The sequence below is a fragment of the Bradyrhizobium sp. genome (assembly GCF_035484855.1).
GTDB lineage: Bacteria > Pseudomonadota > Alphaproteobacteria > Rhizobiales > Xanthobacteraceae > Bradyrhizobium.
Window position 1 is genome coordinate 1 of the sequence record NZ_DATHOP010000165.1, and the last position, 16777, is coordinate 16777.

The window sequence follows — 16777 nt, forward strand, 5'->3', positions numbered from 1 at the left end:
AACCATTTGAAATTATACAATAAATTTTAGTAGATCGATTTTCAGGCCGGCGGTCGGAGCCTGTGAATTGTGCAGCGGAAGGAATCAAAAACTCTTGCGCTTTGTGCAGCGCGGTCGCATATTGTTGCGGTGCGGTAGCGCCTTGCGCTATCGCTGCCCTCCTTGGGCGTTTCCTCCCTAGACTTGGGCCGCTTGCCATCGCAAGCGGCCCTTTTTTCTTTGGACACGTTTTTTCTAGAAAGTCATTCCGACGCGCACGCGACCGCAAACCTCAGATGCCCAATTGCGCATCTGGGATTCTCGAGATTTCCCGGTCCGAAATTGCGCATCTGGCGCGCATCCGAATCATAATGAAACAGAGCGAGCGCGCTTTTATTCCGCAGCCGTCTGGAACGGCCCGAGATCGCCGAGCGGAACGGTGGCGAGCGCATCCGCCAGCTTGGCGAAATCGGCGGCGACCTGGGCAAATCGCGGACCCTTCTCGCGCCTGCGCTCGTCCATATAGATCGCCCGGTTGAGCTCGAGCTGGATCGCATGCAGGCCGCTTGCCGGATTGCCGTAATGCTCGGTGATGAAACCCCCCGCATAGGGCTTGTTGCGGCCGACCGAATAGCCGAGCCGGCTCATGGTCGCTTCCACCATGTCCGGCAGCAGCGCCGCGCAACTGGTGCCGTAACGGTCGCCGATCACCACGTCCGGCCGCCGCGGCTCGTCACGCGACACCCCGATCGAGGGCATCGAGTGGCAATCCACCACGACCACCGTGCCGAACGCCTGATGCGTCTTGTTGATCAGCCGCCGCAGCGCGCGGTGATAGGGCTTGTAGAGCGCCTCGATCCGCGCCAGCGCGTCGTCGACCGAAAGCCGCTCGCGATAAATCTCCTGGCCGTCGCCGACCACCCGCGGGATGGTGCCGAGCCCGCCGGCCACCCGCATCGACCTTGTATTGGCGAAACTCGGCAGCCGCCCGGTGAACATGCGCGGATCGAGCTCGTAGGGCTCGCGGTTGACGTCGACATAGGAGCGCGGAAAATTCACCCGGACGGTCGGGAAGCCGCGCGCGCTGAGGCCTCCGATCAACTCGTCCATGAACGAATCCTCGGACCGGCGCAGCGCCGGAAGGTCGATCCGCGAGGCGTCGAGGAAATCGCTGGGATAGGCCGAGCCGGAATGCGGCGAGTTGAAGATGATCGGGGCCCGCCATTCGGCCGGCTCGACGATCTCGAACGGAAGCCGCTCCTCGCCATTAAACTGGGTCATCGTCGGGCGCCGTCCCTGGCATCCGTTTGATCCGGACAGATTGATTCTATCGGAAAAACGGAGCTTTCATGAAGATATATTGTCGGTAATCATAACCGGTCTGCCAAGTGAAAAAATTCGCAAACGCACTGGAACGTATCCAGAGCGCGAAAATGCCCGGCTTCATTGCGTTAACGCCCGTTCCGGTCCAGAAATAGCGCCGCAAGCCGTCCGCCCAGGCCTCGAGCCCTTTCACCCGAAATTTACCCTCTGTCGGGCTTAGTGGGCGGGACAGATCCTCCAATCCGGATTCGACGATCAGCCATGCACAAGATCCTCCTCGCCGAAGACGACAACGACATGCGCCGCTTCCTGGTCAAGGCGCTGGAGAACGCCGGATTTCAGGTCTCCCCCCACGACAACGGCATGTCGGCCTATCAGCGGCTGCGCGAGGAGCCGTTCGAGATGCTGCTGACCGACATCGTGATGCCCGAGATGGACGGCATCGAGCTGGCGCGCCGGGCCTCGGAACTCGACCCCGACATCAAGATCATGTTCATCACCGGCTTTGCCGCAGTCGCCCTGAACTCGGATTCCGACGCGCCGAAAAACGCAAAAGTGCTGTCGAAGCCGGTTCACCTTCGCGAATTGGTCAGCGAAGTGAACAAGATGCTGGCGGCCTGATTCGGTTCATCATGGAAGCCGGGACCAAGGCTAGCTTTTTGTTTTGACGCGTTTTCTTGACGTGAACCGGTACCCACTCCGCTTGAAAACGCCATGGGTTGCCTGCCCGCTTTGGAGCCGATATACGGACCCAACCCGTCAATTGACGTCTTTAGGGCGCGTAGCTCAGCGGGAGAGCACCTCGTTGACATCGAGGGGGTCACAGGTTCGATCCCTGTCGCGCCCACCACGCTTCGCCCTGGCGGGCTACGCGTGGCGCAGCCACGCAGAGACCGCCATGGCGCAGCGTGTCCGGCGTAGCTTGAACGCAGTGAAAGCGGAGACGGACTGATTCAGGTAATCCCGATCCAGGAGCGCCGATGATAACCGCCATTGTCCTCTACGATCTGCCGCCATCGATCGGTCTCGAGGAATGCCGCGCGCATTTCACCAAAATCGCGCCGGACTTCCTGAAAGCCAAGGGTTTCCTCCGCAAGCAATTCATCTGCCACAGGGAAGGCGGCGTCGCCGGCGGCGTCTACATGTGGGAAACGCAAGGCGACGCCGAGGCCTTCTACACCGGCCCCTGGCGCGACGGCATTCGCGCGCGTTATGGCAACGATCCGAAGATCCAGTATTTCGAGACCGTCGCGCTGACCGACAAGGCAACCGGCAAGGCCGGTGCGATCTAGCAGCTACGGCCGGCCACCTCCACGCTGAACAATCACGCGACCAATGTCGGTGCGTTGACCGCAGTCGCCGCTCACGCGGGGATGGTGCCGTGCAGGCGCTACTGAGTCGAAGCCAAAATGAATCCCGCGCCGCGGACATTGCAAATCATCGGGGTTTCGTTTGCCCCGTCGACCTTGCGACGCAGCCGGCCCATGTGAACATCGACGAGGTTCGATTCCGGAACGAATTTGTAGTTCCATACGTCCCTGAACAGGGCCGCGCGCGTCACCAATTCGCCGCTCCGCTGCATCATGTATTTGAGCAGCTGGAATTCACGCGGCCGCAGATCGATCGGTCGGTCGCCACGCTTTGCCGTTCGATCGATCAGATCGAGCTCCAGCGGTCCAACGCGGAGCCTGGTCTCGGCGGGCTCTGCCGACAGCCGAGCCAGAGCTGCCATGTTCGATATCAGGTCGACGATGGCCGGCGATCGTCGGACCGGATCGTCGCTCCGCCGTGACGACCCATGCATCTGATCAGCGATCATCAACAGCAGCGGTTCAATGTCTGCTTCCCGGAAGTGGTATCCCATTGCCGTGCTCCTTTGCTGGCAGACCGTACTGGCCGCAATGCCGTCGCGGCGCGGATACTCCTGCAACGATGTCATGATCTCATGGATGGCCTGATGCCTCTTGGAGCGGTTTGATGTGGTCCGGAGACTTTTGCTGTTTTTGAGGGGGTCCCCCCGGGCCGAAGCCCGTCTGGACCGGCATCCTCGGAACCCTGGCACCGCTCTCCTCTTGAGCGGGGGTTTCGGGGGGAATAATCTAAAATGCGTGCTCCACAACGGGCGGGAGCAAGCAGTCGCGATGCCCCTATCGGTTGCATCACCTCCGAGCGCGCTCGATATGCTGACGCCGGTGCCGGATGCGACAGTCCGGCTGGCTTGGGACGTGTCCATCTTGGCGGTGCTGTCATGGGAAGGTCGCTGCACCCGACAAGTTCAATCCGCGCTTTCGCGCAGCACGCCGAATTCGCCTATTCGGTGGCGGAGGGAGCGGCGCCTGCCGCAGACATCGAGCCGCTTTCAACCTCGTGGCGGCGCTCCGCGACCAGCGTCGATCCCGCCGATGGCGGCGCTCCGCGCATCCTGACCTCCGGTGAGCTGAAGGAGCTCCGCGAACCGCTTGGCAAGCTGATCTTCAGCGCGCAGGAGGAGATCGACCGGCTCTACAAGGTGGTTCGCGAGGCGGGCTATACCATTCTGTTCTGCGACACGGCGGGTGTCGCCGTCGAGCATCGCGGTGAAGACGTGGAGGCGGACGGGTTCGAATATTGGGGAACCTGGCTCGGCGGCGTCTGGTCCGAGGAGATCGAGGGCACCAACGGTATCGGCACGTGCATCGCCGAGGAGCGCCCCGTCACTGTTCATCGCAGCCAGCACTTCAGATCGCGACATATCGACCTGAGCTGCTCCGGCGCGCCGATATTCGGCGTCGACGGCAGGCTGATGGCGGTGCTGGACGTATCGGCCATCGATCCCGATCGGTCCGAACGGGCGCACGCGCTGACCGGCGCGCTCACGGTAAATTCCGCGCGCGCCATCGAGGAGCGGTTTTTTCGCGAGCATTTCCACCGCGAGTGGATCGTGGCGATCGCGCCGCAAGCCGGGTCCGGATCCGGCATGTTGCTCGCCGTGGACGGCCATCAGCGCATCGTCGGCGCAAACCGGCACGCGCGCACCTCGCTGCTGCTCGACGATCGCGGGCTGCAGGTGGGCGTCAGCCTGTGGACGATCTTCGAACCGGACGTCGAGCTGTTCCGACGCAGGGACAGGACCGGCATCGGCGCGCGACTGGTGATCGCTGGCAGCAACGACAGCCGGTCCGCTATGGTGACGCCGCCGGTCCGGGGCTTCGCGCGCAACGCAACGAATCTGGCGCTGCATATCAGCCCGCGCCCCGAGGCGATCTATTCGCCGGAAAAGAATTCGCCGGCGCCGCCGGTCCAGGGCGGCTTGTCGCCCGGCGCGATTCGCAGGATCCGGGAATATGTCGAGGCCCATCTCGGCGAAAGCATGGATCTGGCAACGCTGGCCGCGGTGGCGGGACTATCGATCCATCATTTCGCCAGGGGATTCAAGCAATCGACCGGGCTCACGCCGCACTCCTATCTCACCCAGAAGCGGGTCGAACGGGCCCAGGAGATGTTGGCTCACACCGCGCTCTCGTTGTCGGAGATTGCCTACGCCGTCGGCTTTTCCGACCAAAGCCATCTCGCGCGTCATTTCCGCCAGATACTGGGCATCACGCCGGGAAAATTTCGGTGGTCGCAGTCATAGCACGCGATGATCACCGCTTACGGCAGGCCCCGCGTCTCGATTTCGCGCACCAGTTCCAGCGTCGGCTCGGCCAGGCCGCCGCCCGATGTATCGACCCCGAAGATATCGGCGAGACTTTCGCGTGTCCTCAGCACCGTCGTGTGCGGACAATGGGTGGCGGAGTTGCACAGGCGATGTTTCAGCTCTTCGCCCGCGGTGACGAGGCGCGGCGGATCCTGCGCCGACCAGGCGAGCAGCAGCGGCGTCTCGATGTTGAGGATGCCGGGGAACGCCGATCGCTGGTCGTATTGGTTCGCATCCGCGCCGAAATAGGATTTTTCCGCTGCCGTGGCGTCGGCGCCGGCGTGGTAGATGCCGGACACCAGCACCGCGGCGGCGAGCTCGGAATCGGTGTCCTGAAATTCGGGATGGGCCAGCAGGCTTGCGACGTGAAACGCGCCGACCGCGTAGCCGACGGCCACGATCTCGTCGCGGCTGCCGCCGAACAGGTCGGCGTTCTCATGCACCCATGAGGCCGCCGCCGCGACATCCCTGGCGCCCGTCGGCCAGGGATTTGCCGGTGCAAGCCGGTAGCTCACGCTCACGCCGACCAATCCGTTGCGCGCGGCAAAGCACATCGCCGCGTCCCGCATCGGGTCCTGCGCATCGGGCGCGGGGTTGTCGGCGGCAAAACTTTCGCCGGCCACGAACAGCAGCACCGGACGCGGAGACGGCGGGGCTGTGTCAGCGGCGCTGGTGGCGACGTCGAGCACGTTCTGCTCGCTCTCGCCATATTTCAGGCTGCGCAGAAACGATACGCCCTCGCAGGCTTTGGTCAGGTCCGCCGTTGCGGCCGGCGGAACAGGATCGTCGCCGGCGAGGCCGACCTTCACCAGATAGGCCGGCTTCCCGGGCCAGGGTTCGGCGCCCTGGACGGATGCGCCCGCCAAATCCGTCAGCAGCAGGCAAAGCAAGAGATATCTCGTCATCGCGCACCACCCGCTTTGCACGGATTTTTCCAGCCGTCGTCCTATTTGAGCAGCCGGGCCGGAAATTCAACTGGCGAGGTGATTTTTGTCTATGGAGGCAGGCCATCGGGAAAAGGCTGCGCCTGCCGCGGGAACCGGCATTTGCGCTTCTCACTTCCCCGCGCGCTTGCGCGCCGCCATCTGGCGAATCAGGCGGGCGACGATGTTCGCGGCCTCCGATGGCGGATGATGCGAACTCACCGACATCCAGGTGGTCTGCAGGATTTTTGGCCGCACGATCGGGATCGCGCAGAGTTCGCCGCTGGAGATCTCGCGCGCAAACACGGCGCGAGGCGAGATGGTGGCAAGGCCGGAAGCCAGCATCACGTCCTTGATCAGGGGTGTCGAGCCGGCCTCGATCCGGACGTCGAGCTCGAAATGTTGCGAGGCGGCCAGTCCCGTCAGCACACTGGTCAGGCTGTTGGGGCGGACCGGCAGCGCCAGCGGGATTTCGGCCAATGAGCGCACCGCCACTTCGCGCCGGCGCGCCATCGGGTGGTCGCGCCGGAGGATCAACTCCACCTCGGTGCGCGACAGCGCTTCGGCGTTGGCGACACGGCCGCGGCGGTAGCGGTTATAGATCGCGATCTCGACGCGGCCCGAGGCCAGCCATTCCTCGACCTGGCCGCTATAGCCTTCCAGCGCGCGCAGCTTGATGCCCGGAAAACTGTTGCGCAACTCGCCGGCGATCGCCGCGATCAGCGAGCGCGAGGCGACCGGCACCGCGCCTAGCGTGACCTCGCCATGCGGCTCGGTGCTCTCGCCGCGCGCCGCCTCCTGCCAGGCGGCGGCGTCGGCGACCAGCGCACGGGCGCGCGGCAGCATGCGCTCGCCGAGCTCGGTCAGCACCACGCCGCGCCCGGTGCGATGAAACAGCCTTCCGCCGATGCCGCGCTCCAGCGCCGACATCTGCCGGCTCAGCGCCGATTGCGCGACGCCGATGATCGCAGCCGTCCGGGCGTAGCTGCCATTGGCCGCGACCTCGACGAAAGTGGTGAGCTGCCGGATGTCCATGCGATTCCCGCATATGCTAAAAGCGTAATTCTGATTTATCTGAAATGACTATATCGCATAGCGGCTGACGCGGCTAGCATCCGGCAATGCCCAATCCATCCGAACCATCGGCACCGACCGGCCCGCTTGCGGGCCTGCGCGTGCTCGACATTTCCACCGTGGTCGCCGGCCCCTTTGCTTCCACCATGCTCGCCGACCTCGGCGCCGAGGTGCTGAAGGCGGAAATGCCGGGCGAGGGCGACGCGCTGCGCAGGCTCGCCCCGCACAAGGACGGCGTGCCGCTGTGGTGGAAGGTCACCAACCGCAACAAGCGTGGCATCACGCTCGACCTGCGCAAGCCCGAAGGCAAGGCGCTGCTGGGACGGCTGGTCGCCGAACACGACGTGCTGGTGGAGAATTTCCGCACCGGCACGCTCGACGAATGGGGCATCACGCGCGACTGGCTGCAGGGCATCAACCCGCGGCTGACCATCCTGCGCGTCACAGGTTTTGGCCAGACCGGGCCCTATCGCCGCAAGCCGGGTTTTGCCCGCGTGTTCGAGGCGATGAGCGGATTTACGCGAATGTGCGGCGAGGAGGGCGGCACGCCGCTGCATCTCGGCTACCCCATTTCGGACGCGGTCGGCGGATTGTTCGGCGCGATCGGCATCCTCGCCGAACTCTACCGGCTGAAGCACGATCCAACCGCGCGCGGCCAGGAGATCGATTGCGCGGTCACCGAGGCGATGATGCGCACGCTCGACTTCCTCGCCATCGAATACGACCAGCTCGGCACCGTGCGCACCCAGAGCGGCAACCGCAGCCAGTATGCCGCGCCCGGCAACATCTACGCGACCGCCGACGGCAAATGGGCCTCGATCGCGGCCTCGACGCAGAGCATTTATGAGAGGTTCTGCGCAGCCCTCGATCTGGCGCATCTCGTTTCCGACCCGCGCTTTGCCGACAACCCATCGCGGGTGAAGAACTGGCGCGAGATCGACGAAATCGTCGGTGACGCCATCTCCCGCCTGACGCTCGACGAACTCGGCGCCCGCCTGATGAAAGCCCAGGTCGGCTTCTCGCCGATCTATGACGCCGCTGACATTTTTGCCGATCCGCATTTCGTCGAACGCGGCACCATCGTGAAGGTTGCCGACGACGAGCTCGGCGAGGTCCGCATGCAATGCGTTGTGCCGCGGTTTTCCGAGACGCCGGTCTCGGTGCGCCGCACCGGGCCTGCGCTCGGCCAGCACAATGACGAGGTGTTTGGCGCGCTCGGGCTTTCGGGCGAAGAGATCGCGCGGCTGCGCGCAGCGAAAGCGATTTGAACAAAAGCGTTTCACAAAAACGCATCGGAACGAAAGCCAAGGAGGAAACGCCATGCGGCAGCTGTTGATGGCGATTGCGCTGCTGGTACTGGGGCTCGGCGATGCGCGCAGCGCCGAGGTCACCCGCATCATGATCGGGTTTCCGCCGGGCCAGGCCACCGACATGGTGGCGCGGCTGCTGGCCGACCGGCTCGCGCCGCTGCTCGGCGAGAACGTGATCGTGGAAAACCGCCCCGGTCAGGGCGGCAGCATCGCTCTCGGCTCGTTGGCGCAGGCGGCGGCGGATGGGCACACCATGGTGCTGGCGCCGCTGGCCTCGATGGTCGTCAACCCGCATATGTACAAGTCGATCAGCTACGACATCTTCAGGGATTTCGCGCCCGTAGCCCAGGTCGCCGACCTGCCGCTGCTACTAGTGACCAATCCATCGCTGCCGGTGAAGACGGTTCCCGAGCTGATCGCCTACGCGAAAGCGAACCCGGGCAAGTTGTCGAATCCCTCCTCGGGCAACGGCACGCTGTCGCATCTCGGCATGGAGTTGTTCAAGCAGCAGGCCGGCATCAAGATCGTGCACGTGCCCTATCGCGGCAGCCCGCAGGCGATGACCGACCTGATGGGCGGCCTCGTCGACGTCGCCATGGATACGGTGCCCGTCACCGAGCCGTTCATCCGCGACGGCAAGATGCGCCTGATCGCGAGCGCCTACGGCAAGCGCGTGCCGGCGTTCCCGGATACGCCGACGATCGCGGAGCAGGGCTTTCCGGAAATCAACCTCTCGGCCTGGCTCGGCGTTGTCGTTCCCATTGCGACCCCGAAGGCGCGGGTCGACCAGCTGGCGGCAGCGCTGAACAAGATCACGCAGTCGCCCGACATCGTCGAGAAATTCGAGCATCTGGGCGCCATCCCGCGCGCGCTGGGTCCTGCCGAGTTCGGCGCGTTCCTCAAGACCGAGGACGCGCGCTGGGGCGCGTTGGTGAAAGCGTCGGGCGTGACGATCGAGTAGGGGGCTTTGGACAACGCCGGCTACTTTGCCGGCGTCGCGAGGCTCCTGAAATCCACGTCCGATGCCGCGGCAAGATAGGTGAAGACCGACCACACGGCGACCGCCTGGTTGAGCTGTCTCGGGTCGATCTTGTCGAGGGTGTCGTCGGCGGTATGGTGGATGTCGAAATAATCCATTCCATCCTGGCGCAGCGAGATCGCCGGCACGCCGGCCTTCTGCAGGTCGCGGATGTCGTCGCCGCCGCCTAGCGCCGCCCGGCGATCGAGGATTGCGCCGAGCGGCGCGATCGCCCGTTGCAGCAATTGGCCGAAGTCGCTGGGGGCGGCGCCGGGCGGAAGCTGGATGGCGTAGACGTTGCGCGCGCCGAAATCCGCCTCGCCGGCGACCACGATCCCAGCCGTTTCAGCCTGGTGCGCGCCGGCGTAGGCGGCGCCGCTGAAATCCATCTCCTCGGCGCCGAACAGCACCAGACGGATGGTGCGGCGGGGGCGCTGCGGCAGGGCGGCGATTAACCGCGCGGCGCCGAAGGCGATGGCGACGCCGGCGCCGTCGTCGGTGGCGCCAGTGCCGAGGTCCCAGGAATCCAGATGTCCGCCGATCAGAACGATCTCATCCGGACGCTCGCTGCCCCTGACCTCGCCGACTACGTTCCAGGACGGCGCATTGTCCGCAACTGTCGGCGTCAGCACCAGCTTGATCCGCACCGGACCCAGCGCCGCCAGCCGTTCGAGCTGCTCGGCGTCCGGAATGGCCAGCGCCGCCGCCGGAATCCGCGGCGCGTTGTCCATGTAGTTGAGGGCGCCGGTGTGCGGCAGACGGTGGCTGTCGGTGCCGAGCGAGCGCAAGAGATAGGCGACGGCGCCGCGCTTCGCCGCCTCGGACGGACCTGCGCGCCGGATCGCGTTGGCGGCGCCGTAGCCGCTGCCATCCTGCGCCCGCACCATGCGCTGGGTTACCACCGCGATCTTGCCGGTGAGCGATCCAGGCGCCGCCGCCAGGAGTTCGTCGTAGCTGTGGAACAGCGCGATCTCCGCCTCGATGCCTTCCGCATCGGTCGCGACCGAGCCGCCGAGCGTGGTGATGGCGAGATGCTGCGGCACTGGCGCCACGATGTCGGCGCTCTCGGTGCCGCGGATCCAGGCGCGCAGGGTGAACGGCTCGGAATGGACGTTGTCGAAGCCCGCCGCTTTCAGCCGGGCCTCGGCCCACGTGACCGCGCGGCGATGGGCGTCGGTTCCGGCCAGGCGTTGGCCGATCTCGGTGGTCAGCGATGCCACGAAGTCGAAGGCGGCGGGATCGTTGAGCGCCTTTTGTCCGAGGCCTGATGCGGCAGCCGCCAGCGCTTCCGGAGGCGGTCCATCGGCGGTGGCCATCGTGGCTGCGGCGCTGGCCGCCAACGCGGCCGCCACGGCGAAAAGGCGCAAGAGTTTGACCATCCGGATGGCTCCTTTGCCGATTCGGCAGGGGCTCAATCGGCCCTTAATGCGCTCAGTATCCAGACTTGATCATTCGCAGACAAGCCCTGCGGCAATCGAGTAGCGCCCGCTGTCGTCGTACCCGGCATCCACGTCTTTGCCGGACCTGAGCAAGAAAGACGTGGATGGCCGGGACGAAGCCCGGCCATGACGGGCGGAAGCACCTTCGCCCGATCAAGGATTCGAGCAGAGTGTAGGGTGGACAAAGGCGCTCTTCGCGCCGTGCCCACCACTAAATCCACGAGCCTCTGTGATCATGGTGGGCACGGCGCTCAGGGGCGCCTTTGCCCACCCTACGACTTAACGCAAGGTCAAAGATTCGAGCAGACCGACACGATACCGGTTCGCGTGCACCACAAACCCTGATCGGGGTCGAAATACTTCACGGTGCCCTGCGGCGGCTCGCAGATCGCCGCGCCGCCCTGGTTGTGGCAGCTCATGCCGGAATCGGGATCGATATAGCTCTTCTCGCGCGCCGTGCTCTGATAGCGCCAGCCCTGCTGCAGCATGCAGTGCTTGTAGGGCGCGGAGGTGATCGCGCCGTTCTGGACGACACCATATTGCTGATCGCAAACCTGGGCTGCTGCCTGCAACATCGCGTCGTTCCACGGCTCCTTGCGCTGCCAGACATAGGTTGAGGTATCGGCGCGGGCGCCGGCAACCGCGCTCACGGCCAATGCGAGAGCGAGAATGATTCGTTTCATGGCGGCCTCCAGCCGAAGTTTCATGGCTTGGTCGGCGCCGCAGAACGTGTCGTTCATCGATGCAGATTAAGGTTTGGCAAGGCGGCGGAGGTCGCCTTTTTGGCCCTGTTTCGCCGTGGAACCCTTGCGTTGACGCGCCGACGGCGGCACATTCACGGTCGCGGCGCCGGCGCGCCGCCAACAACGATATCTCTTCAGGGAACACGCATGGCGGCGACGCGGATCGACTGCGATATCCATCCCGCGGTGGGCGGCACCCGCACCACGCTGCTGCCCTATCTCGACGATCACTGGAAGGAGCAGGTGGTGAGCCGGGCGATCGACGGACTCGATCTCACCAGCTATCCGCCCAACATGCCGCTGTCCGGCCGCGCCGACTGGCGGCCGGCCAATGGCAAGCCCGGCAGCGATCTCGCGATGGTCCAGCGCGGGGCGTTCGACCAGCTCGGCTCAAGCCACGCGATCTGCAACGTGCTCTACGGCGCGCAGGCCGTGTACGATCCCTATATGGCGTCCGCCTTCTGCAAGGCGATCAACGACTGGATCGCGGCCGAATGGCTCGCCAAGGATTCACGGCTGCGCGCCTCGATCGTGATTCCGCTGCAGGCGCCCGATCTCGCCATCGAGGAGATCGAGCGCCGCGCCGCCGACCACCGCTTCGTCTCTGTGCTGGTGCTGGCGCAGGGCGAGATGCTGCTCGGGCGGCGGCATTACTGGCCGGTCTGGCAGGCCGCCGAAAAACACAGACTGCCGATCGCGGTTCACGCCGGCAGCCAGTATCGGCAGGCGCCGAGTTCGGTCGGCTGGCCGTCCTATCGCTATGAATATTATCTCGCCGAGGCGCAGGCGTTCCAGTCGCAGATCCTGAGCCTGATCTATGAGGGCGTGTTCGTGAAATTCCCGGAGCTGAAGGTGGTGCTGATGGAATCCGGCATCAGCTGGCTGCCGGCCTTCATGTGGCGCGCCAACAAGACCTGGCGCGGCGTGCGCGTCGAGGTGCCCTGGGTCGACCGCGAGCCGGCCGCCATCATGCGCGACCACTTCCGCCTCACCACCCAGCCGTTCGACAGCCCGCCCGACGCCAAGGGCGTCGCCGAGATCATCGACATGATCGGCTCCGACAAGATGTTCTTGTTCTCGTCCGATTATCCGCACTGGCAATTCGACGGCGACGACGCGATCCCGCCGCATCTGCCCGCCAGTCTCGTTTCGCGCATGTGTGAAGACAATCCGCTTGAAACCTTTCCGCGGCTGAAGCTCGCCGCATAGACCTGATCCCAGGGAGAACCGCATGAGCGACGTCATCGACCGCCCGGTACTTGAACAGGAAGTCACCGCCAAGACTCGGCTTCGCATCATCGATTGCGACGTGCATCCGAGCCTGCATTCGCGCGCCGACCTCAACCCGTTCCTGTCGAAGCGCTGGCAGGAACACATGAAGACCTACGGCGACCATCTGCGCACGCCCTATATCGGAACCACGCCCTATCCGCGCTCCTCGCCCTTGATCGCGCGCCGCGACGCCTGGCCGCCGACCGGCGGCCCGCCCGGATCGGATTTGGCCTTCATGCGCAAGCAGCATCTCGATCCGCTCGACATCGAGTTCGGCCTGTTGCAGGTGCTCGACCTCTTCATCTTCTCACAGCAAAATCTCGATTTCGGCGCCGCGATCCAGCGCGCCATCAACGAGTGGCAGTTGGCCCACTGGACCCACCGCGAGCCGCGTCTGAAGGCGTCGATTCTGGTGGGCCAGGACGACACGCAGGCGGCGATTGCCGAAATCGAGCGCTGCGCCAAGCTGGGCGAATATGTCCAGGTCAACGTCTCGCCGCGAGCCAACGAGCCGCTCGGCCGTCATCGCTACTGGCCGATCTATGCGCGCTGCGAGGAACTCGGCCTGCCGCTCGGCATCCACGTCGGCGGCTATGGCGGCCACGCGCCGGCCGGCGGCGGCTGGCCGTCCTATTATGCCGAGGAGCACCAGTCGAACGCGCATACCATGGCGGCGACGCTGACGAGTTTCGTGCTCGAAGGCGTGCCGGAGCGTTTTCCGAAACTGAAGATCGTGTTCATCGAGGGCGGCTTCGGCTGGATCTCATCGACCATGTGGCGGATGGACCAGCATTTCGAAAAATTCCGCAGCGAGGTGCCGCATTTGAAACGCCGGCCGTCGGAATATGTGAAGGAGCATTTCTGGTTCACCACCCAGCCGATCGACGAGCCCGACGAAGCAAAACATCTGCGCTCGCTGATCGAATGGGTCGGCATCGACCGCTTGCTGTTCTCGTCGGACTATCCGCATTGGGATTTCGACGATCCGCGCTTTGCCTTCCGGACGCCGCTGTCGGACATCGAGCGGCAGAAGATCTTCAACGGCAACGCGCGCGCGCTCTACAAGCTCTGACCGCAAGAACAAGAACAAGAAAAAATGGCCCGTCACATCGTCGCGCGCGCATCCGAGATTCCGCCCGGCGGCAACAAGGTGGTCGACGTCGAAGGCCGCGACATCGTCGTGTTCCATGTCAACGGCGAGTTCTTTGCGCTATTGAACCGCTGCCCGCATGCCGGCGCCCCGCTCGACCAGGCCGCCTGCGTAGCGCGGCTGACCTCGCCGGAGCCCGGCGTCTACGTCCGCTCCCGTATCGGCGAACTCTTGCGCTGCGCCTGGCACGGCTGGGAATTCGACATGCGCACCGGCCAATCCTGGTTCGACCCGAAGCGGCTGAAGGTGCGGACCTATCCGGTCGTGATCGAGGACGGCGAGACGCTGGCGAAGGGGCCGTATGTCGCGGAGACGTTTCCGGTGCATGTCGAGGACAGTTACGTCGTGATCGAGACCAATACATAAAAAACTCGTCATGCCCGGGCTTGACCCGGGCATCCACGACTTACCAGGTACACGGCGAGAAAAGACGTGGATGGCCGGGTCAAGCCCGGCCATGACGGGAGGAAGGGACACAATGCAGTTCGGTATCTTCGACCAAAACGACCGCGGCCCCTACGACCTCACCGAGCAATACGAACACCGCCTGAAGCTGATCGAGTTTTACGACCAAGCCGGCTTCCGCACCTACCATATGAGCGAGCATCATCAGACGCCGCTGAGCCAGACGCCGTCGCCCGGCGTCTTCCTCGCCGCGGTCGCGCAGCGGACCAAAAATATTCGGCTCGGGCCGCTGGTCTATGTGTTGCCCGCGCATCATCCGCTGCGGCTCGCCGAAGAAATCTGCATGCTCGATCATCTGAGCCGCGGCCGGCTCGAGGTCGGCATCGGCCGCGGCGCGTCGCCGCATGAGCTTGCCTATTTCGGCACCGATCCGGAGCAGGCGCCGGCGATGTATGTCGAGGCCTACAACGTCATCAAGCAGGCGCTGACGCGGCCTTCGGTCAATTTCACCGGCAAATATTATCACTTCGAGGACGTGCCGGTTGAAATGAAACCGGCGCAGTTGCCGCACCCGCCGCTCTGGTATGCCGTGCCGGTGCCGGAGGGCGCGGCGTGGCCGGCGCAGAATGCCATCAACATCGTCTGCGCCGGGCCGGTTGCAAAAGTCCGCGAGATCACCGACCGCTATCGCGCCGAATGGGGGGCGGCCGGGAATTCGCCGGAGGCGATCCCGCTGATCGGCATCAACCGCTTTGTCATCGCGGCCGATACCGACGGCGAGGCGATGGCGCTCGGACGCCGCGCCTGGCCGGTGTTCTGGGCGAGTTTCATGAAGCTGTGGAAGAAGCACGGCACCCAGCCGCGCTATGCGAGGATGCCGGAGGATTTCGACACCATGGTCGCCGGTGGCGGCGCGATCGCGGGTTCGCCCGCGACCATCCGCGACCAGGTCCGCGCCATGGCGGAGGCGGCCGGCGCCAGCTATTTCATTTCGCAATTTTCCTTCGGCGACCTCTCGCAAGAGGAAGTCCTGCATTCCGCAGGGATATTCGCCCGCGAGCTGATTCCGGCGTCGCGGGAACGGGTGGCGCGCGCGATCTGAAGAAACCCCGGCGCGAGCGAAGGTGCGTCGAGGTCATCTTCAGGCCGGCGGCACTCAATCCGCCGGCCGAACGCTCGCGATTGCCATCACGTCAGGATGGTTCATCAACCGCACACCTGGACGGGCTGAATGCGCCAGCCATGCGTCGTGTGCACGCGGCGCTGAGCCACATAGCAACTGCCGTTGTCATAATAGGAATCGCCATAGGCATACGGATCGTCATAGGCGTAGTCGTCGTAATAATCGTACGGGTAATAGCCGCCAACGCCGAATCCGAAACGATGTCCGAAGTCGCGACCATGACCGAAGTCGTGACCGCGGAAACCGCCGCCAGTCCTGAATCCTCCGGCCATCGCGCCGCCGCGGGCTGCTGCGGCGAAGCCGCCACCGCCCATGGCGCCAGCATGAAAACCGCCGCCGCCAAAGCCACCGCCGTGGCCACCGCCAAAGCCGCCACCGCCGCCGCCATGGCCGCCTCCACCACCACCACCACCGCCGCCTCTCGCCAACGCCATCGTTGGCGCAGCCAAGCCGAGCGACACAACCGCCAACAACGCCACAACCGTCTTGCGCAACATCGCCATTCTCCGTCCGAGATATCGCTCCCAGCCGCGACACCCCCTGCAGCTGGCTATCGCGCCGGAAAATCGCTAGCGGCTTCGAAGTCACCGTTGCTCAACTCTGCGAGAGCCGCCTGATTAAATTTAAATTCAGGGAACGGGCGGCAAAGGTCGCAAGCCGCGATGCCGGTGCTATAAGGCTTCCATCGGCGGTCAGCACAGGTGCGGTTCGGATGTCGAAGGAACAGATGCGGGAGGAGGCCGAGCGCCTGATCCGCGAAGCCATGGCGAAGAAGCCCATCGTGGTGAAGCAGGGCAATACCAGGATCGAGACGTTGTGCGGCAAATGCGGCGCACCGAACCGCGTCTCGGCGGAAAAAGGCGCAACCCGGGTGAAATTCGCCTGCAAGCAATGCGGCCACAAGCAGGAAACGCTGTAACGGATCGTCCCGACTGCCTGTCGGGCAAATCACCTGACTTGCCCCTGGACTGGCCGCCTCATTCCGTCAAGCCCCGCATGCAAAAATATTCTGCTTTACCGAATATTCTGATTATCCTATATTGCGTCCCGTCCCGCCCCACCAAAGGGGCGTTGCGCAACGTCAACAACGCGGGGCGGGATGCGGTGGACGCGGATGGTGCCTTTGACGAATGGCGCAGACCGCGGACGGAAAAGACGCGTGGTCCTGGCACCTCGACGCTGGTGTCAAGTTCTTGAGAAGCAAGCTTCTCAGGGGTGACGGTGGCCAAAGAGCCCGAGCACCGGGGAGAGCGCGCCCATAATCCGTAAACCATTGCGTGGG

17 protein-coding genes and 1 tRNA gene are annotated in these 16777 nt (G+C 64.5%); 11 read left to right on the top strand and 7 right to left on the bottom strand.

Translation table 11 applies throughout. The features are described from left to right. Positions 1 to 372: 372 nt before the first annotated feature. Positions 373 to 1260, bottom strand: a complete 888-nt coding sequence (locus tag VK804_RS18895) for an N-formylglutamate amidohydrolase (RefSeq protein ID WP_325373014.1) — start codon at positions 1258 to 1260, stop codon at positions 373 to 375. Between the two features lie 303 nt (positions 1261 to 1563). Between VK804_RS18895 and cpdR the strand changes: the two genes are divergently transcribed. The 3 genes from cpdR (at position 1564) to VK804_RS18910 (ending at position 2594) form a co-directional block, all read left to right on the top strand. Beyond that, a complete protein-coding gene (gene cpdR, locus VK804_RS18900) occupies positions 1564 to 1923 on the top strand; it encodes a cell cycle two-component system response regulator CpdR (protein WP_291565845.1) in 360 nt (119 codons plus the stop codon). Between the two features lie 154 nt (positions 1924 to 2077). Continuing rightward, a tRNA-Val gene (locus tag VK804_RS18905) sits at positions 2078 to 2152 on the top strand. Positions 2153 to 2282: 130 nt separating this feature from the next. After that, positions 2283 to 2594 carry a YdhR family protein gene (locus tag VK804_RS18910; protein ID WP_325373019.1) on the top strand — a complete coding sequence of 104 codons (312 nt, stop codon included), beginning with the start codon at positions 2283 to 2285 and terminating at the stop codon, positions 2592 to 2594. Between the two features lie 98 nt (positions 2595 to 2692). Here the strand turns inward: VK804_RS18910 and VK804_RS18915 are convergent, their stop codons facing one another. Continuing rightward, positions 2693 to 3232, bottom strand: coding sequence for a winged helix-turn-helix domain-containing protein (locus VK804_RS18915; protein WP_325373021.1), 540 nt, complete (start codon positions 3230 to 3232; stop codon positions 2693 to 2695). Between the two features lie 318 nt (positions 3233 to 3550). On the opposite strand from VK804_RS18915, the gene VK804_RS18920 reads away from it, so the two are divergent. Further along, on the top strand, positions 3551 to 4915 hold the full coding sequence (locus VK804_RS18920; protein WP_325373023.1) for a helix-turn-helix domain-containing protein: 1365 nt from the start codon (positions 3551 to 3553) through the stop codon (positions 4913 to 4915). A 17-nt stretch (positions 4916 to 4932) separates the two neighbouring features. On the opposite strand, the gene VK804_RS18925 is transcribed toward VK804_RS18920, so the two are convergent. Together VK804_RS18925 and VK804_RS18930 are read right to left on the bottom strand one after the other, a co-directional pair. After that, complete coding sequence (locus tag VK804_RS18925) at positions 4933 to 5883, bottom strand: alpha/beta hydrolase (protein WP_325373025.1); 951 nt, start codon at positions 5881 to 5883, stop codon at positions 4933 to 4935. Between the two features lie 150 nt (positions 5884 to 6033). Then, positions 6034 to 6936, bottom strand: coding sequence for a LysR family transcriptional regulator (locus tag VK804_RS18930; RefSeq protein ID WP_325373027.1), 903 nt, complete (start codon positions 6934 to 6936; stop codon positions 6034 to 6036). A gap of 86 nt (positions 6937 to 7022) precedes the next feature. On the opposite strand from VK804_RS18930, the gene VK804_RS18935 reads away from it, so the two are divergent. Next, entirely contained in the window at positions 7023 to 8243 is a 1221-nt protein-coding gene (locus VK804_RS18935; RefSeq protein ID WP_325373029.1) for a CoA transferase, read from the top strand. A 52-nt stretch (positions 8244 to 8295) separates the two neighbouring features. After that, positions 8296 to 9246, top strand: coding sequence for a tripartite tricarboxylate transporter substrate binding protein (locus VK804_RS18940; protein WP_325373030.1), 951 nt, complete (start codon positions 8296 to 8298; stop codon positions 9244 to 9246). A gap of 20 nt (positions 9247 to 9266) precedes the next feature. Here the strand turns inward: VK804_RS18940 and VK804_RS18945 are convergent, their stop codons facing one another. Both VK804_RS18945 and VK804_RS18950 read right to left on the bottom strand, forming a co-directional pair. Beyond that, positions 9267 to 10682, bottom strand: coding sequence for a M20/M25/M40 family metallo-hydrolase (locus VK804_RS18945; protein ID WP_325373032.1), 1416 nt, complete (start codon positions 10680 to 10682; stop codon positions 9267 to 9269). Between the two features lie 350 nt (positions 10683 to 11032). Next, entirely contained in the window at positions 11033 to 11425 is a 393-nt protein-coding gene (locus VK804_RS18950) for a hypothetical protein (protein WP_325373034.1), read from the bottom strand. Between the two features lie 207 nt (positions 11426 to 11632). On the opposite strand from VK804_RS18950, the gene VK804_RS18955 reads away from it, so the two are divergent. The 4 genes from VK804_RS18955 to VK804_RS18970 all read left to right on the top strand — a co-directional run bounded on the left by VK804_RS18955 (position 11633) and on the right by VK804_RS18970 (position 15414). Then, complete coding sequence (locus VK804_RS18955; RefSeq protein ID WP_325373036.1) at positions 11633 to 12694, top strand: amidohydrolase family protein; 1062 nt, start codon at positions 11633 to 11635, stop codon at positions 12692 to 12694. A 22-nt stretch (positions 12695 to 12716) separates the two neighbouring features. Continuing rightward, a complete protein-coding gene (locus tag VK804_RS18960) occupies positions 12717 to 13829 on the top strand; it encodes an amidohydrolase family protein (protein WP_325373038.1) in 1113 nt (370 codons plus the stop codon). 24 nt (positions 13830 to 13853) lie between these two features. Beyond that, positions 13854 to 14273 carry a Rieske (2Fe-2S) protein gene (locus tag VK804_RS18965; RefSeq protein ID WP_325373040.1) on the top strand — a complete coding sequence of 140 codons (420 nt, stop codon included), beginning with the start codon at positions 13854 to 13856 and terminating at the stop codon, positions 14271 to 14273. Positions 14274 to 14385: 112 nt separating this feature from the next. Next, complete coding sequence (locus tag VK804_RS18970) at positions 14386 to 15414, top strand: LLM class flavin-dependent oxidoreductase (RefSeq protein WP_325373042.1); 1029 nt, start codon at positions 14386 to 14388, stop codon at positions 15412 to 15414. Positions 15415 to 15518: 104 nt separating this feature from the next. Here the strand turns inward: VK804_RS18970 and VK804_RS18975 are convergent, their stop codons facing one another. Continuing rightward, entirely contained in the window at positions 15519 to 15992 is a 474-nt protein-coding gene (locus VK804_RS18975) for a hypothetical protein (protein ID WP_325373044.1), read from the bottom strand. Between the two features lie 215 nt (positions 15993 to 16207). Between VK804_RS18975 and VK804_RS18980 the strand changes: the two genes are divergently transcribed. After that, positions 16208 to 16414, top strand: a complete 207-nt coding sequence (locus VK804_RS18980; RefSeq protein WP_325373046.1) for a hypothetical protein — start codon at positions 16208 to 16210, stop codon at positions 16412 to 16414. Positions 16415 to 16777: the final 363 nt, after the last annotated feature.

Coding starts and splice junctions, on each gene's coding strand:
- VK804_RS18910 (WP_325373019.1), top strand. CDS start 2,283: ATGATAACCGCCATTGTCCTCTACGATCTGCCGCCATCGATCGGTCTC.
- VK804_RS18935 (WP_325373029.1), top strand. CDS start 7,023: ATGCCCAATCCATCCGAACCATCGGCACCGACCGGCCCGCTTGCGGGC.
- VK804_RS18925 (WP_325373025.1), bottom strand. CDS start 5,883: ATGACGAGATATCTCTTGCTTTGCCTGCTGCTGACGGATTTGGCGGGC.
- VK804_RS18895 (WP_325373014.1), bottom strand. CDS start 1,260: ATGACCCAGTTTAATGGCGAGGAGCGGCTTCCGTTCGAGATCGTCGAG.
- VK804_RS18975 (WP_325373044.1), bottom strand. CDS start 15,992: ATGTTGCGCAAGACGGTTGTGGCGTTGTTGGCGGTTGTGTCGCTCGGC.
- VK804_RS18920 (WP_325373023.1), top strand. CDS start 3,551: ATGGGAAGGTCGCTGCACCCGACAAGTTCAATCCGCGCTTTCGCGCAG.
- VK804_RS18970 (WP_325373042.1), top strand. CDS start 14,386: ATGCAGTTCGGTATCTTCGACCAAAACGACCGCGGCCCCTACGACCTC.
- VK804_RS18960 (WP_325373038.1), top strand. CDS start 12,717: ATGAGCGACGTCATCGACCGCCCGGTACTTGAACAGGAAGTCACCGCC.
- VK804_RS18950 (WP_325373034.1), bottom strand. CDS start 11,425: ATGAAACGAATCATTCTCGCTCTCGCATTGGCCGTGAGCGCGGTTGCC.
- VK804_RS18955 (WP_325373036.1), top strand. CDS start 11,633: ATGGCGGCGACGCGGATCGACTGCGATATCCATCCCGCGGTGGGCGGC.
- cpdR (WP_291565845.1), top strand. CDS start 1,564: ATGCACAAGATCCTCCTCGCCGAAGACGACAACGACATGCGCCGCTTC.
- VK804_RS18940 (WP_325373030.1), top strand. CDS start 8,296: ATGCGGCAGCTGTTGATGGCGATTGCGCTGCTGGTACTGGGGCTCGGC.
- VK804_RS18945 (WP_325373032.1), bottom strand. CDS start 10,682: ATGGTCAAACTCTTGCGCCTTTTCGCCGTGGCGGCCGCGTTGGCGGCC.
- VK804_RS18980 (WP_325373046.1), top strand. CDS start 16,208: ATGTCGAAGGAACAGATGCGGGAGGAGGCCGAGCGCCTGATCCGCGAA.
- VK804_RS18965 (WP_325373040.1), top strand. CDS start 13,854: ATGGCCCGTCACATCGTCGCGCGCGCATCCGAGATTCCGCCCGGCGGC.
- VK804_RS18930 (WP_325373027.1), bottom strand. CDS start 6,936: ATGGACATCCGGCAGCTCACCACTTTCGTCGAGGTCGCGGCCAATGGC.